The sequence below is a fragment of the Bradyrhizobium diazoefficiens USDA 110 genome (assembly GCF_000011365.1).
In the GTDB taxonomy this organism is placed as follows: Bacteria; Pseudomonadota; Alphaproteobacteria; order Rhizobiales; family Xanthobacteraceae; genus Bradyrhizobium; species Bradyrhizobium diazoefficiens.
The window spans coordinates 4,367,914-4,381,489 of record NC_004463.1 but is presented as its reverse complement, the minus strand read 5'-3'; the positions used below and the strand labels follow the sequence as shown (position 1 = coordinate 4,381,489).

Below are 13,576 nucleotides of genomic sequence, written 5' to 3'. Positions count from 1 at the left end.
GCCCTAGTACCGGATCGTGGTGGTGACGCCGAAGACTGCGGCGTCACCGATCCGCGAAGTCCCGCTCGGATCGTTCGGATTGGGGACGCCGCCCGAGGGGCGGAACACGTACTGGAAATACGGCGCCACCAGCCAGCCCGGCTTGATATGCGCCTCGTAGATCATCTCGATCAGGGTCTCGTTGCTGCGCACTGGGCTCTGCACGCCGGTGAAGGCTTGCGTATCGAGATCGAGAATGCGGGCGGTGTTCGAAATCCGCATATAGGCCATCGCCACGCCGAAGCGGTCGAGCGGACGGCCTGGCGTGAAGCCGACAAAGCCGATGCCGCCGTCGAGATAGAGGTCGATCAGATTGCGATCCGGCGGGCTGTAGGCGATGCGGCCGAACGCGGTGACGCCCGGGATCGAAGCTGACGTGGTGTTGTCCTTCACCTCCGGCGGCCGGTACAGCACCTGCTCGATCACCGCGAAGATGCCGTAGTTGCCGCGGAGCTTCGCCGGAACGCCGCTTCCGGAGGGATCGGCGATCGACAGGCCCTCCGCGGTAAACCGCTGGCTGTCGAACGAGCCATAGTGCTTCCAGGCGCCCGGCGTGAAATTGCCGGCGAGCGGGCGGCCCCCGATATCGATGTCGTAGTTGAAGCGGACCTGCCCGATCACCCAGGGCGGATCGTTGACGCGGAACGCGAGGCCGTGATGGTCGCGTATCTGCGGATCGGCATCGCCCGGCCCGGACGGATCGCCGTTGAACACTGCAGCATAGGCGGTGATCTGGTCCGTCAACGCAGCCTTGACGCGAATGCCGGGCACCGCGATCGGCGGGGCCGGGCCGCCGGCCGGAAGGTTGCTCGCCTTGATCGCCGGCCAGCCGAAGGTGCCGTTGATGAAGAGGTCGTCGGTCTGGCTGTCGAAGAACTCCACATCCGCGGCCTGCTGGCCGGCCCTGATGTTCAGCCTGTCGCCAAAGAAGCTCTGCTCGAAATAGGCATTGTAGAGCCGCTGGTCCGGCAGCGCCTCGATCTCGCTGATGGTGGCGAGGTTCTGCACGTAGTTGCGCGAGAGCCCGCGGCCGTAGATCACGAAGGCGTTAGCGTAGAAGCGGCCGCCGCTCCAGCCGACGAGCTTGTCCAGATCGGCATCGACCGAGAGATCGAGGCGGCCGAAATGGATCGCGCCGCGCGCAACACCGCCGGACACATTGCCGATGTTGTCGGCGATGTAGGTGGCGCCGAAATTCAGGCCCTTGTTGGCGAGCCCGTCATGCCATTCGTTGAACCATTTTGGCGCCAGCCATTCCGCCGCGCTTTCGTCCTTGGCGCCGGCGCGCGCGCTCGTGCTCGCCAAGGTGCACGCCAGCGCAATTGCAGCCATGCTTCGCAGCAGAGAGCTATCGGCAGTCGCGTTCACGGCTGGGTACGCTACTTGAAAATGCCCGTGCGCCGCATGAACAAATAGGCCGCGCCGACCGACGAGGCCATCAGCGCCGCCGCCCAGAGGAATCCGGTCTCGACGTCGGTGAGCGGCAGGCCCTTGGTGTTCATGCCGAAGATGCCGGTGATCAGCGTCGGCGGCAGCAGCAGCGACGTCACGATGGAGAGCGTGTGGAGGTGGTGGTTGCTCTCCTCCTCGTTCTTGAAGCGCAGCTCCTCCTCGAGCAGCCGGCTGCGCTCGCGCAGCTCGACAATCTCGTGATCGAGGCCATCGAGCCGCTGCGCCAGCTTGCCGGCGTGGATCCACAAGCCCGGCGAAAGATGGTCCGTGTTCTTCTGGTCGAGCCGGTGAAACAGCACGCGCAGGCCGGTGAGCTGACGATGCAGCCTGACGCAGGTGCGGCGCAGCCGGCCGAGATTGCGGCGCATCTCCGGCTTCGCATCGTCGGCGAGGATGCGTTCCTCGATGCCGTCGATCTCCTGCCCGAGCTTGTCGGCCATCCGATCAAGCGTGTCGGCGACCTCGTCCACGATCTTTTCCAGGAGATGGGCGACGTTGTCGACGCGGTAGCCGCCTTCGAGCACCCGGCGCGTCGCATCCGCCGAACAAAGCGCCTGATGGCGGCCGCTCACCAGCAGGTGCTCGGTCATGGCGAAGCGCAGGAACGCGGTCTCCTCCGTGGCGCTGTCGATGTCGCGCACGAGGTCGGAGAACACGCCGTAGACGCAGTGGTCGATGACATGGAGCTGCTGGAACGTGTCGTTGGACAGCAGCAGCTCGCGCGCAAGCGGCGGCAGCGTCGATGCCGCAATCCACGGCCGCGCCCGCGCATCGGTCAGGTTGAAATGCAGCCAGAGCCGGCCGTCATGGCTGAACTCGATCGGCCGGTCGATCGGCAGCGCCTCGGCGCTGCCGTCGCTGTGCAGGCGGAACGCCCAGACGAGGCCCGGAATGGCAGGCTCAGCCCCCGATATCGCGCTGACAAGCTTTGCCGGCTCAGCCATGATCGCCCCAACCGTCAACAAAATGCACCGTCTCCGGAAGATGGCTGACGGCATCTTCCGGATCTACGCGGGTACTCAATTACGCCTTTGTTACAGTTTGATGATGGCGCCGCCCTACTCCGCGGCCAGCCCCGTCGCGGCCGCCGCCTCGGCTTCCCTGATATAGTCGTGCACGACGCGGCCGAACGGCAGCGTCAGATCGGCGATGTAGTGATGCGCGCCGACGACGCGACGAACCGGGAAATCGGCAACCGGCGCATTGACGTGCGGCACCAGGTGAAGACGTCCGGGCCCCATCCAGGAGCCCTTCGGCACGATATCGGTGAGGTTGATCGCGACGAGCTGGCAGACTTCGAGACGGCCGTCGACGCCCGGGATCATCTTCAGATTCACCTGCGTCTTCGACAGCGTCGCGCGGGTGAGATCGCCGTTGCCGGCCATGCTCTCATGCTTGTAGCCCATCGTGCCCATGGCGACGAGCTGGCCGGCATATTCCAGCGTGCCCGTCAGCGTGTCCTTGACGAACTCGAGCTTGGGATGGGCGTATTTCTTGGGAAAGCCCCAGATCTCGCGGCCCGCGGCGATCGGCGCGACTGGATCAAGATGCCCGAGCAAGGCATGGGGCTGGTGGTGCACGACGTGCACCGGGAGACGGAGAGCGCGTAAGGGGCACTGGAGCGGGGGCGCAAACAAAAACCGCGAAAACAACCCCATGCACAGTAGCCGAGGCACGGCGGATCAATGACTTACGCGTCCGCAAGGCGATTTGACTCGTCGGGCAAGACACCGGCATGATGTGATCATGGCGGGATACACAAGTCGCCGATGCCCTGCCCGACATTGATGCAGGAAGCCTTGCTCTCAAAGCGTCGCGACGCGCGGGTTGACGACCGTATACCCCCGCAAGGAACGCGCGTGCATTCTTGTTGCGTGTCCGCCCGAGTTGGCGTCATACGCCATCCAGAGGTCTCCCCCGAGGTGCTGCTCCAGGACGAACACGTGGCCGCGTCGTGCCGCCACCATTCCCGGCGCTGGCGATGTGCGCGGAAAACGTAGCCAGTTAGCCGCGAGATTCAATTCCGGCACCATACGACCAAACACGCGCAGGGCCGCGCCGCAACCGCAGAAGGACGACGGGCAACCGGCCGGTCGACCGCCGACGACCCGATCGCCAGGGGCATTCACCGCCGGAACGGCATTGCCAGCGGCGACCATTGTGAGTTGTCTTGAATGGGGCGTCTGTGACGAGTAACTGGAAACGCGCTCGCGGCGCGTTTGCGAAGACGAGAAGTCGCAGGGCATGATGACATTGCACTCGGGCGCGTGATCAATGCGGTAGGGTCGTGCTTCCGAAGCAATAGAGCTGACGGCAACAAAGAGACACGCAGAAAGAACCGGCTTGAACATCGCAGGACTCCAAATTGAAAGGTCCTGCCCCGGTCGACGAGCAACTGATAACAGTTTGGCTGAAATGGGCCTAAAGAGCGGCCGAAAATGGCTGCATTTGCGGGCGGCCCTCTTCAATCCCCATAAGCCACACGTTGCGACCGATATGATTAACCCGCAGAGTACGAACTCTTGCCTTGCCAGCACCAAGCGGTGGCCTCGCGCCAGATGCCACGTGCACCTATCGGACCGTTTGACACGTCGGACAGCGGCATCACGCCAGCATTGCCCGCCTGCATCCCGGTTAACCGGCGCCGCGTCGCGACGCTAGCAGGTCTTCTGCTGCAGATGCTGGACGCATGTGCACGTCGTCGTCGCCGGATACTTCACGTCGTAGTATGGGAAGCTCGAGTTGGCCGGGCTGTTGGTCGAGCAGCGCGGGAACAGGTAATAGCTGTCGGTCAGCTGCACGGTGCCGGCGATCGTATAGCCGAGGTTGGGCGTGTAGTCATAGGACACCTCGCTCAGGATGAGCGAGATGTTGGCGTTGTTGGGATTCTTCGGATCGGTGGCGGTGAACTGGGACAAGGTCATCTGCTGACCCACGGTTCGCGCTGCCCCCGATTTGGTCGACGTGCTCCATTGCACCGTCGCATTGCCCTTGCTGTCGGTCGAGACTCCGGAGACCGTGATCGTCATCAGGGAGGTACTGCCGCTCTTGACGGCATAAGGCGCCATGATGGCGGTCGAAGCGGCAAGGATGCCGGTCATCTGGGACGCTGTGACCTGGGTGTTCTGCGAAACCATGTCCGCGACACTGTGCGCGGTCGCGGAGACCTTGACGTTCATGGCCAACCCGTTCCCGAGCTCGACGCCGCCGATATAGAGCAGCAGCATGAACGGACTCACGATGGCGAACTCCGTCGCCGCAACGCCGCGAGCGTCGGTCCACAGGTCCCGTGCGCGAAACGACAGGCCGGCGATCATCAGTCAGCTCCCTGGCTCATTCTGGAACGCGGCGGACGCCATGATCAGCCGGTTGCCGTTGGAAAGATTCGACAGATTGAAACCGAGTGGCCCGAGCATGACAGGCCAGACATACATCACCCGGAGGACGACGATATCGCCGGAGTCGCCGGGATTGAACTGCCAGGTGTTGGTGACCGCACCCGTAGCGTCGAAGGTCAGGGAGGGCATGGCCGTGTTCGCGGAAGTCCACGACGTGGCGACCTGCATGTCCACCATGATGCCGCTGCAGTTGAACAAGATCACGATCTGGTCGCAGACCTTCTGCTTGAATGCGGACTGCGTCATCTGCGCGGACTGAACCTGTCCCGTCATGACCAGGCGCGCCGATTGACGCACCACGGATTCGAGCAATTCCTGCGCAAAGAAAACGATGAACGTCTGAATGAGCGCAATGATGAGGGCGAGGAACGGCGCGGCGACGAGCGCGAATTCGACGGCCGTGGCACCCCTGCTGTCCCGGGCGAAAGCTGCGCAGCGACCGCCGCGCCTCGTTCTCGTTGTAGCCTTTGGACCAGTCATGGCGCTTGCTCTACTGCACGAGGCTGGCAGTGCTTGACGCCACCTTGATGAAGAGGTTCGTCAGCGCGTCGGAAATGTCGCCACCGGTTTGGACGGAGGCATAGAAGCCAGGCGAGGCGCATGATTGCAGTTTTTGCGCGATGGTCCCGGTCAAGGAAGTAGGCTCGTTGTACGGGTCCACCCAGCTCATGTACCAGCTGTTCGTGACCGGGATATTGGGGGTCTTAAGTTGCAAGTATTCCGTGTAGAGGACAGCGATCTTAATGCCCCGGTTCTTGATGGTCGTGCAGATCGTCGTGTCGAGCGGCTGCTGGCATCGATTGTTGGAGGCGAGGCTCGCGTTGGGGCAAGTCGAAGCGCCCGAGACGATCTTGTCCTCCACGCCGTCGGTGACAAGGAACACCACTTCCTGCGGCGTATCTCCCGACGCGTTGCTCCCAAGCCCGGGAGTGGGCATGACGTCGTTGAGGCTTTTAAGCGCGCCGGCGATATCTGTGCCATTGTCGGTCTTGCAGTTGGTCGTCACAACGACGCAGTTCTGGTAGGCGACCGGCATCAGCGCGATGTTGGAAACCTGGGTTCCGGCGCTGGTCGGGGTGGTCAGTGTGGCCAGTGCGTTCAAACCCAAATCGAACGTATAGAGCGCCGCTTTGTAGGTGGTGTTGTTCAACGCCGACATGCACTGCATGACGCCGCCCGAAACGCCCGACTGCGGGCAGTTCGACCAGCTATTCAGCAACTGGTTGACGGCACTCGTCACGAGATCGATCCGCAAGGTGATATTTCTTTGTCGCGCGATCGCGAGGTTATCCTTGGTCCCGCCGTCGTGAGCGATATTGGTTTCATGACAGGCGAAGCCGCAGTTCTGCGAGCCCCCTGCCGACTGGTACGCGGGGGCGGTGTATTTGATGAGATTGCTGATGTCGGTCGTGGTCGCGCCGATCCCCATGGACGGCGAGTCATCCATCAGCAGATAGAAATTCATGTTGGGCGCGCTCGACGCCCTCGCCGTCGCGGAACCGGCGACCTGCCAGGTCTGCTTGCCGAGAACGCCGGGGAAATTGTTCGTGGACTGCGCGGTGTAGGACACCGTGATGGTTCGCGCGAGACCGGAATCGACGATAGTGACCGTCGGTGTCGGAACCGCGGACAGTCCGGGAAGATTCGCCTTCGCTGCGAAGACGGCTTCCGCGGTCGCCTTGACGACGGTGGTGTCGCTCTGCGTCAGCATCGCCGGCCTCACGGCCGCGATCGCGGCCGCGTCGGCAGCTGCGTTCAATTGCTCCCGCTTGCGCAGGGCCAGCGTATAGTCGAGCGCCATGCCCAGTAGAAAGATCGTGGGGACCATCATCAGCGCGAAGATGATGGCGACGTTGGCCTTCCTGTCTCTCGCGAAACGAAGCATTGCGCTGCGGAGCATGAGTTTCATCCTGGCTGCCGTCGCTACGGCAGCGGCCCTTCCCCTGAAATCGACGGAAAAGACTGCCGGGTTTCGATCCCGGCGCTCGCCGTCATGGGCGGAATATGCGGAGGGCTCCCTTAATCAAGACTTACGAGCAATCCACAACATGGGCTGCAACAGGTTGGATGTATCATATTGAGAAGGCATCATTAACGTCGGTTAAACGCGATCGCAGACACCCGCGGGTAAGCGGTAACAGGTGCCCCCTACGCCCGTTGCGGCCTCACGACCGGCGCTATCAGGCACGGCCGCGCGCCGTCTCCAGGCAGATCGCAAGCGGCGGAAAACCCGTCCCGCTCTTGGCAAGGGGGGGCCTGTCGGTCCGATTCGGGACTTTCGCGCCTCTGTGACGCGCCGGGCCGCCTACGGCCTGATCGTCATGTTCTCCGGCGGTCCGGCTTTTCGCAGCGGCTCGGCCAGCCTTGCGAACTCGCAGAGCAACGATCTCGTCTTCCTGGGATCGATGATCTCCTCGACCCAGAACTTCTCGGCCGAGCGGAACGGCGAGCGCAGCTTGTTCAGCCGCTCCTCGATCTCCCTCAGCTTCGCCGCCTTGTCCTCGGCCGCATCGATGTCGGCGCGGTAGGCCGCTTCAATGCCGCCTTCGAGCGGAAGCGAGCCCCAATAGGCCGACGGCCAGGCGTAGCGGATCGAGAAGCGGTCGGCCGGCTGATGCACCACGCCGGCGACGCCGAACGCGTTACGCAGGATCACGGTGCACCAGGGCACGGTGGTCTGGTTGACCGCGGCCATGACGCGGACGCCGTGGCGGATGGTCGCCGCCTTCTCGGCATCGAGCCCGATCATGAAGCCGGGGCAGTCCATGAGATAGACGATCGGCAGATGGAAGGTTTCGGCGAAATCGACCCAGCGCACCACCTTCTGGCACGCATCCGCCGTCCAGGAGCCGCCATAGTGAAAACTGTCGCTGGCAAGCAGCAGCACCGCCCTGCCCTCGAGCCGCGCGAGGCCGACGATGATTGGTTTGCCGAAATTCTTCGCGACCTCGAAGAACGAGCCCTTGTCGACAACGGACTCGATGATCGGCCGCATCTTGTAGACCTGCTTGCGGTTGCGCGGCACCGCGTTCATCAGCGCTTCCTCGGTACGCTCGGGATTGTCGGTGCAGGGCAAGGTCGGCGGCAGCTCGTAGACCGACGACGGCAGATAGGACAGGAAGCGCCGCGCGCAGGCGAACGCCTCTTCCTCGGTGCCGACGGCATGGTCAATCGCGCCGGCGCGGGTCTGGATGTCGGCGCCGCCGAGTTCCTCCTTCGAGAGGTCCTGTCCCAGCGCCTTCACCACAGGCGGCCCCGCGACGAACATCGCGGACTTCCGGGTCATGATGGAATAGTGGCTGGCGGCGAGGCGCGCGGCACCGAGCCCTGCAACCGAACCGAGGCCGAGCGCGACCACCGGCACCCGCGACAGGTTTTCCGTCGTGAAGCGATACCAGCGCGTGCCGCCGATGCCACCCGGCAGGTTCGCCGCGCCCTTGGTCTCGATGGTCTTGACCGAGCCGCCGCCGCCGGAGCCTTCGATGATACGGACGATGGGCAGACGGAAGTCGTGCGCCATCTCCTCCGCCATCAGCGGTTTCGCGGAGATCGATGCATCCGCCGAGCCGCCGCGCACGGTGAAATCGTCGCCGACCACGACCACCGTGCGGCCGTCCACGCGCGCGCGGCCGAACACGCAGTTCGCCGGCGTCAACTTCTGTAACTCGCCGCTGGAATCGTACTCACCGATGCCGGAGACGGCACCGATCTCGTGAAAGCTGCCTTTGTCGATCAGCTTGTCGATGCGCTCCCGAACAGTCAGCCGGCCCTGGTCATGCTGTCGCTTGACCTTGTCAACGCCGCCCATCTCCCGCGCGAAGGCTTCGCGCCGGGCGAGCTCGTCGAGTTCCGGCTTCCAGGTCATTCACTCCCTCCGAATTGATCGGCTTGTTATTGTTGTGCACGGCCATTGCGACCGGTTTGCGCGGGATACGGTTGTTGAAGACGTCGCCTTCCGCACCCTCGAGCAGGCTGCCCAGCGATCGGCCCAGCGCGAGCATCAGCGGCGCGACTTCCGCATGCAGACGCTGCTCGTCGTACATCGCAGACAGAAGGCCGATCGTGATGACGACGAAGGTCTGGTACTGCGGCGACCAGATCGGCACCGCGAGGCCGTTGATGTGCGGGCTCCAGAGGCCGCAGGCCGTGACATAGCCGCGCTCGCGCAGCGATTGCCGGTTGGCTTCGATGCGAGGCTTCAGGATCTTGGCCGCCTCGGGAGCTTCGCGCTCCATGTCCGCAATGAAGGCATCGCCGACCTCGGGCGCCAGCGCCGCGGTGTAGGCTGCGCCCGCAGCGGTCGAGGCCATCGAGATGCGGCTGCCGGTGCCTTCATGCAGGCCGAGCGCAGTCGCGGATCGCGCGAACTGGAGATAGACGAGATGGAAGCGATCGGGGACCACGAAGCCGACCGTCCCCGGCAGTTGCTCAGCGACCTCTTGCAGGCGTTGCCGGATCATGCTGCGCAGCTGCGCGCCCTTCATCATCGAGGCGCTCATCGCCACCGCGCTCGGGCCGATGCGATATTTCTGGTCGCGCGGCAGATAGACGAGCTGGCCCATGCGCGTCAGCGTGTGCGTGAGCCGCGACACCGTCGAGCGCGGCAGGCCGCAGCGATTTGAAATCTCGAGATTGCCGAGCCGCGCCTCGTGGCCCTCGAAGCATCGCAACACATCGAACGCGCGCGACACCACCTGGATGACATCACCCTCACCGGCTTCGCCAGCGAGCACACCTTGCCTACTCAACCGCTCCGAACGTCGTCCCATGTTCCCTACCATCTGTTCCGCTGTGCGGAATTAAATTCCACTTGCAGACGACGCTACCTCAGGCATTTTGCGACGACAACAAAAAGGCGATGGCATGCCAGAAATTAAGATCGTCACGGAGGTCGCTGGACGCATCTGCGCAACTCCCGTGCAAGTTGGAGGAACCGTTGCGGATGGTGACGACGTTGTGGTGGTCGAGGCGATGAAGATGGAGATCCCGGTACCCTCGCCTGCGTCCGGCACGATCACATCGCTTCTCGTCAAACTCGACGACGTCGTCGCCGAGGGACAGGCCATCGCGATCGTCGCGAGCTGAAGCGCATGCGCATCGCCTGACGTGGTTGCGCAATCTTTTTGTGGCCATCCTTCGAGACGCCTGCTTTTGGCAGGCTCATCGGGATGAGGCTGGTTTTCGCAGCAAATCACACATCCTCATGGTGAGGAGCGCCGCTCACGGCGCGTCTCGAACCATGGCCGAGCGATGCGCTATCGCCGTCAGTGGCCCGCGACAATCTGTCAGACCTCCGCTTCACCTCCGCGGTACGACGTTGCCATCGCCTGATACGGATGACATGATCTTTTCAAGCAAGAAGGTCTTCGCGAACCAAGCGAGGATGTTGGGAGGAAAACATGCTTCGTGGGCTGCTCGTGCTCGCGCCTGCCTTGGTTGCGGGCATTTCTTTTGCGTCTACACGCTATGCGTCGGCCGAAGACATCAAGCTGCCGCCGACATTGACGTTCACCGCCTATGACACCGGCACTGCCGGCTTCAACATCGCGGTCGGCGTCGGCAAGATGATGAAGGACAAGTACAGCACCGACGTGCGCGTGCTCCCCGCAGGCAACGACGTCGCGCGGCTGGCGCCGCTGCGCGCCAAGCGTGCCGCGGCGGCGGCGATGGGATCGGGCACCTATTTCGCGCAAGAAGGCGTGTTCGAGTTCGGTAGCAAAGAATGGGGGCCGCAGCCGCTTCAGATCCTGCTCTCGAGCGTCGATTGCAATTGCGGTTCGCTTGGCGTCGCAGCCGATACCGGCGTGAAAGATCTGAAAGACCTGAAAGGCAAGCGCGTCGGATTCGTCGTGGGCTCGCCCGCGCTGAACCAGAACTCGCTCGCGGTGCTCGCCTTCGCCGGGTTGACGCAGAAGGACGTCAAGGTCGTCGAGTTCGCAAGCTACGGCGCGATGTGGAAGGGCCTGATCAACAACGACACTGACGCGGCCTTCGGCACCACCATCACCGGCCCCGCCAAGGAAGCCGAGACCTCGCCGCGCGGCCTGATCTGGCCGCCGCTGCCGGCCAAGGACAAGGAGGGCTGGGCGCGGATGCAGAAGGTCGGCTCGTTCTTCTTCCCGCAAGTCGCGACCTGCGGCGCCGGCATCTCGCCGGACAAGCCGATCGAGCTCGGCAACTATCCCTACCCGATCTTCGTGACCTACGCCTCGCAAGCACCCGACCAGGTCTACGCGATCACCAAGGCGATGATCGTGAACTACGACGCTTACAAGGACTCCGCGCCCGGCGCCGGCGGTCTCGCCGCCGACCGCCAGACCAAGAACTGGGTGGTGCCGGTGCATCCTGGCGCGGTGAAGGCACTGAAGGAAGCCGGGCAATGGAGCGATGCGCAGGACGCGCACAACAACAAGCTGATCAAGCGGCAAGAGGTGCTCGCAGCCGCCTGGGCGGATTACGGCAAGTCCAGTCCGCCGTCCGACGACAAGGCGTTCCTCGACGGCTGGATGAAGGCGCGCGCCACAGCACTTGCGAAAGCCGACATGCCGAACGGGTTCGAGGACTAATCCACAGCGGTTAACTGCCTACGATCGGGGTCGATCATGTCGTCTGCTTCAGTTTCCACGGCCCCCAAGGACGAGGCCAAGCGGGTCGTGTTCGACGATCCGCACGGCGCCGCCGGCAACATGCAGGAAGCCGAGGTGACGCGCGTGCGCACGTTGCGCGGCGCCTGGCGCTGGACGCTCGTGGCTGCGACCGCGGCGACCATCCTGCTCTGCATCAACCAGCAGTTCTCGCTGCGCTTCTTCATCGGCTACACCCAGCTCAACACGGAGTATTTCTATCTCCTGATCGCCTTGATGCTGCCCTTCACCTTCCTGATCTTCCCGGGAACCGAGCGCGCGCCGCTCGACCGCATTCCCTGGTACGACCTCGTCTTCTTCGTCGTGACCTTCGCGGCCGCGCTGCTGTTGATGTCGAACGTGCGCAAGGCGGCGGAGGCCGGGTGGGAATTCGGCGGCGCGCCGAACAGCGTGATCGCCGCAGGCCTCGTGATGTGGGTGATGCTGATGGAGGCGCTGCGCCGCACCGGCGGCTGGAGCCTGCTGCTCAGCGTGTTTCCCTTCACCGTCTATCCGCTGTTCGCCGAATCCGGCTGGTTAGGTCCGTTCCGCGGCACGCAATCGACGCTGGAGCAGGCCACCGCCTATCACGTGCTGTCGGGCGAGAGCCTGCTCGGCATTCCCATCCAGGCCTTTGCCGACACCGTGATCGGCTTCCTCGTGTTCGGCACCGCGCTGATGATGACGGGGGCCGGCAAATTCTTCATCAACCTCGCCTTCGCGCTGTGCGGCACGTTCCGCGGCGGCGCGGCGAAGGTCTGCATCTTTGCCAGCGGCCTGCTCGGCATGATGTCGGGCTCGATCATCTCCAACGTGCTCACCGCCGGCACCATGACCATCCCCGTGATGAAGAAGAGCGGCTTTCGCGCCTCCTATGCCGGCGCGATCGAGGCCTGCGCCTCCACGGGCGCGGTGCTGGCGCCGCCGGTGATGGGCGCGACCGCCTTCGTGATCGCGCAGTTCCTCAATGTCAGCTACGCCGACGTCGCGGTCGCCGCGATCATTCCGGCGGCGCTCTATTATGTCGGCCTGTTCATGCAGGTCGACGCCTACGCGGCGCGCCACGGGCTGAAGGGCATTCCGCGCGCCGAGCTGCCGCGGATCATGGATACGATCAAGGACGGCTGGTACTACGTCTTCGTCATCGCGCTCCTGATCGTGATGCTGCTCTACTTCAAGCGCGAGAGCCACGCGCCGTTCTACGCCACCGCGCTGCTGCTCGTGCTCAACCAGCTGTTCTCCAAGGACACGCGCTGGACGCTCGCAACGATCGGCAAATTCCTCGAGGTCAACGGCCGTACCTTCGTCGAGCTGGTCGGCATCCTCGCCGGCTGCGGCCTCCTGATCGGCGCATTCTCGATGACCGGCGTGGTGTCGAGCCTCGCCAACGACCTGCTGCATATTGCCGGCGACAATCCCTTCCTGCTGCTCGGCATGTGCGCCCTCACCAGCCTCATTCTCGGCCTCGGGCTGACGACGACGGCTTGCTACATCTTCCTCGCCATCCTGGTCGCGCCAGCGCTGGAGAAGCTCGGGCTGAACAGGATGGCGGTGCACATGTTCATCTTCTACTGGGGCATGCTGTCGTCGATCACGCCGCCGGTTGCGATCGCCTCTTTCGCCGCCGCGGGCATCGCCGGCTCGCCCGCGATGAAGACGGGCTGGGAATCGATGTGGGTCGGCAGCATCATCTACTTCATCCCGTTCTTCTTCGTGCTCAATCCGGCGCTGGTGCTGCAGGGGTCGAGCCCCTATCTCGCCGGCCTCGGCCTGATGGCACTGGCCGCGTTCGGCACGCTGTTCATCTGCGGCGGCATCCAGGGCTACCAACCCTTCGTCGGCGACCTCCGCGGCGCAGGCGCGCTGGAATGGCCGATCCGCGTGCTGCTGGTGATCGGCGGATTCGTGGTGGCGACCCCCGGCGGCGGAATCATGCCGCTGTCGCAGATGCAGGTCACCATGCTGGGCCTTGCGATCCTCGCGCCAACGATTTTGATCGCCCTGCTGTTGATCCGACGGCAAGGGCCGATACCGGACGGGTTGCGCGTGCCCTGATTGCGTTGC

11 protein-coding genes and 1 pseudogene are annotated in these 13,576 nt (G+C 63.9%); 3 read left to right on the top strand and 9 right to left on the bottom strand.

The genetic code is table 11. From position 1 onward, the window contains the following. Positions 1-3: 3 nt before the first annotated feature. From BJA_RS19570 to BJA_RS19530, 9 genes and pseudogenes are all read right to left on the bottom strand, one after another. Positions 4-1,371 carry a carbohydrate porin gene (locus tag BJA_RS19570; protein WP_051000333.1) on the bottom strand — a complete coding sequence of 456 codons (1,368 nt, stop codon included), beginning with the start codon at positions 1,369-1,371 and terminating at the stop codon, positions 4-6. Positions 1,372-1,418: 47 nt separating this feature from the next. Beyond that, positions 1,419-2,435: a transporter gene (locus BJA_RS19565; RefSeq protein WP_171463757.1), complete on the bottom strand. Its 1,017-nt coding sequence runs from the start codon at positions 2,433-2,435 to the stop codon at positions 1,419-1,421. A 114-nt stretch (positions 2,436-2,549) separates the two neighbouring features. After that, positions 2,550-3,041 (bottom strand): annotated as a pseudogene (locus BJA_RS19560) (acetoacetate decarboxylase); the annotation flags it as partial. 255 nt (positions 3,042-3,296) lie between these two features. Further along, complete coding sequence (locus BJA_RS19555; protein ID WP_038966885.1) at positions 3,297-3,842, bottom strand: hypothetical protein; 546 nt, start codon at positions 3,840-3,842, stop codon at positions 3,297-3,299. A gap of 306 nt (positions 3,843-4,148) precedes the next feature. After that, positions 4,149-4,808 carry a TadE/TadG family type IV pilus assembly protein gene (locus tag BJA_RS19550; protein ID WP_011086720.1) on the bottom strand — a complete coding sequence of 220 codons (660 nt, stop codon included), beginning with the start codon at positions 4,806-4,808 and terminating at the stop codon, positions 4,149-4,151. Positions 4,809-4,811: 3 nt separating this feature from the next. Then, entirely contained in the window at positions 4,812-5,369 is a 558-nt protein-coding gene (locus tag BJA_RS19545; protein ID WP_011086719.1) for a TadE/TadG family type IV pilus assembly protein, read from the bottom strand. A gap of 10 nt (positions 5,370-5,379) precedes the next feature. Further along, positions 5,380-6,789 carry a TadE/TadG family type IV pilus assembly protein gene (locus BJA_RS19540; protein ID WP_028170976.1) on the bottom strand — a complete coding sequence of 470 codons (1,410 nt, stop codon included), beginning with the start codon at positions 6,787-6,789 and terminating at the stop codon, positions 5,380-5,382. Positions 6,790-7,194: 405 nt separating this feature from the next. Next, the gene (locus BJA_RS19535; RefSeq protein ID WP_011086717.1) at positions 7,195-8,754 is read right to left on the bottom strand and encodes a propionyl-CoA carboxylase subunit beta; all 1,560 of its coding nucleotides are present in this window, start codon (positions 8,752-8,754) and stop codon (positions 7,195-7,197) included. After that, positions 8,684-9,658: an IclR family transcriptional regulator gene (locus BJA_RS19530; protein ID WP_038966884.1), complete on the bottom strand. Its 975-nt coding sequence runs from the start codon at positions 9,656-9,658 to the stop codon at positions 8,684-8,686. The genes BJA_RS19535 and BJA_RS19530 overlap by 71 nt, the downstream gene beginning before the upstream one ends. 94 nt (positions 9,659-9,752) lie before the next feature. Between BJA_RS19530 and BJA_RS19525 the strand changes: the two genes are divergently transcribed. The 3 genes from BJA_RS19525 to BJA_RS19515 all read left to right on the top strand — a co-directional run bounded on the left by BJA_RS19525 (position 9,753) and on the right by BJA_RS19515 (position 13,567). Next, entirely contained in the window at positions 9,753-9,974 is a 222-nt protein-coding gene (locus tag BJA_RS19525) for a biotin/lipoyl-containing protein (protein WP_011086715.1), read from the top strand. Positions 9,975-10,288: 314 nt separating this feature from the next. Continuing rightward, positions 10,289-11,455: a TAXI family TRAP transporter solute-binding subunit gene (locus BJA_RS19520; RefSeq protein WP_011086714.1), complete on the top strand. Its 1,167-nt coding sequence runs from the start codon at positions 10,289-10,291 to the stop codon at positions 11,453-11,455. Between the two features lie 36 nt (positions 11,456-11,491). Next, positions 11,492-13,567, top strand: coding sequence for a TRAP transporter permease (locus tag BJA_RS19515; protein ID WP_011086713.1), 2,076 nt, complete (start codon positions 11,492-11,494; stop codon positions 13,565-13,567). The last annotated feature ends 9 nt before the right edge of the window (positions 13,568-13,576 follow it).

Coding starts and splice junctions, on each gene's coding strand:
- BJA_RS19540 (WP_028170976.1), bottom strand. CDS start 6,789: ATGCTCCGCAGCGCAATGCTTCGTTTCGCGAGAGACAGGAAGGCCAAC.
- BJA_RS19530 (WP_038966884.1), bottom strand. CDS start 9,658: ATGGGACGACGTTCGGAGCGGTTGAGTAGGCAAGGTGTGCTCGCTGGC.
- BJA_RS19570 (WP_051000333.1), bottom strand. CDS start 1,371: ATGGCTGCAATTGCGCTGGCGTGCACCTTGGCGAGCACGAGCGCGCGC.
- BJA_RS19525 (WP_011086715.1), top strand. CDS start 9,753: ATGCCAGAAATTAAGATCGTCACGGAGGTCGCTGGACGCATCTGCGCA.
- BJA_RS19550 (WP_011086720.1), bottom strand. CDS start 4,808: ATGATCGCCGGCCTGTCGTTTCGCGCACGGGACCTGTGGACCGACGCT.
- BJA_RS19555 (WP_038966885.1), bottom strand. CDS start 3,842: ATGTTCAAGCCGGTTCTTTCTGCGTGTCTCTTTGTTGCCGTCAGCTCT.
- BJA_RS19520 (WP_011086714.1), top strand. CDS start 10,289: ATGCTTCGTGGGCTGCTCGTGCTCGCGCCTGCCTTGGTTGCGGGCATT.
- BJA_RS19545 (WP_011086719.1), bottom strand. CDS start 5,369: ATGACTGGTCCAAAGGCTACAACGAGAACGAGGCGCGGCGGTCGCTGC.
- BJA_RS19515 (WP_011086713.1), top strand. CDS start 11,492: ATGTCGTCTGCTTCAGTTTCCACGGCCCCCAAGGACGAGGCCAAGCGG.
- BJA_RS19535 (WP_011086717.1), bottom strand. CDS start 8,754: ATGACCTGGAAGCCGGAACTCGACGAGCTCGCCCGGCGCGAAGCCTTC.
- BJA_RS19565 (WP_171463757.1), bottom strand. CDS start 2,435: ATGGCTGAGCCGGCAAAGCTTGTCAGCGCGATATCGGGGGCTGAGCCT.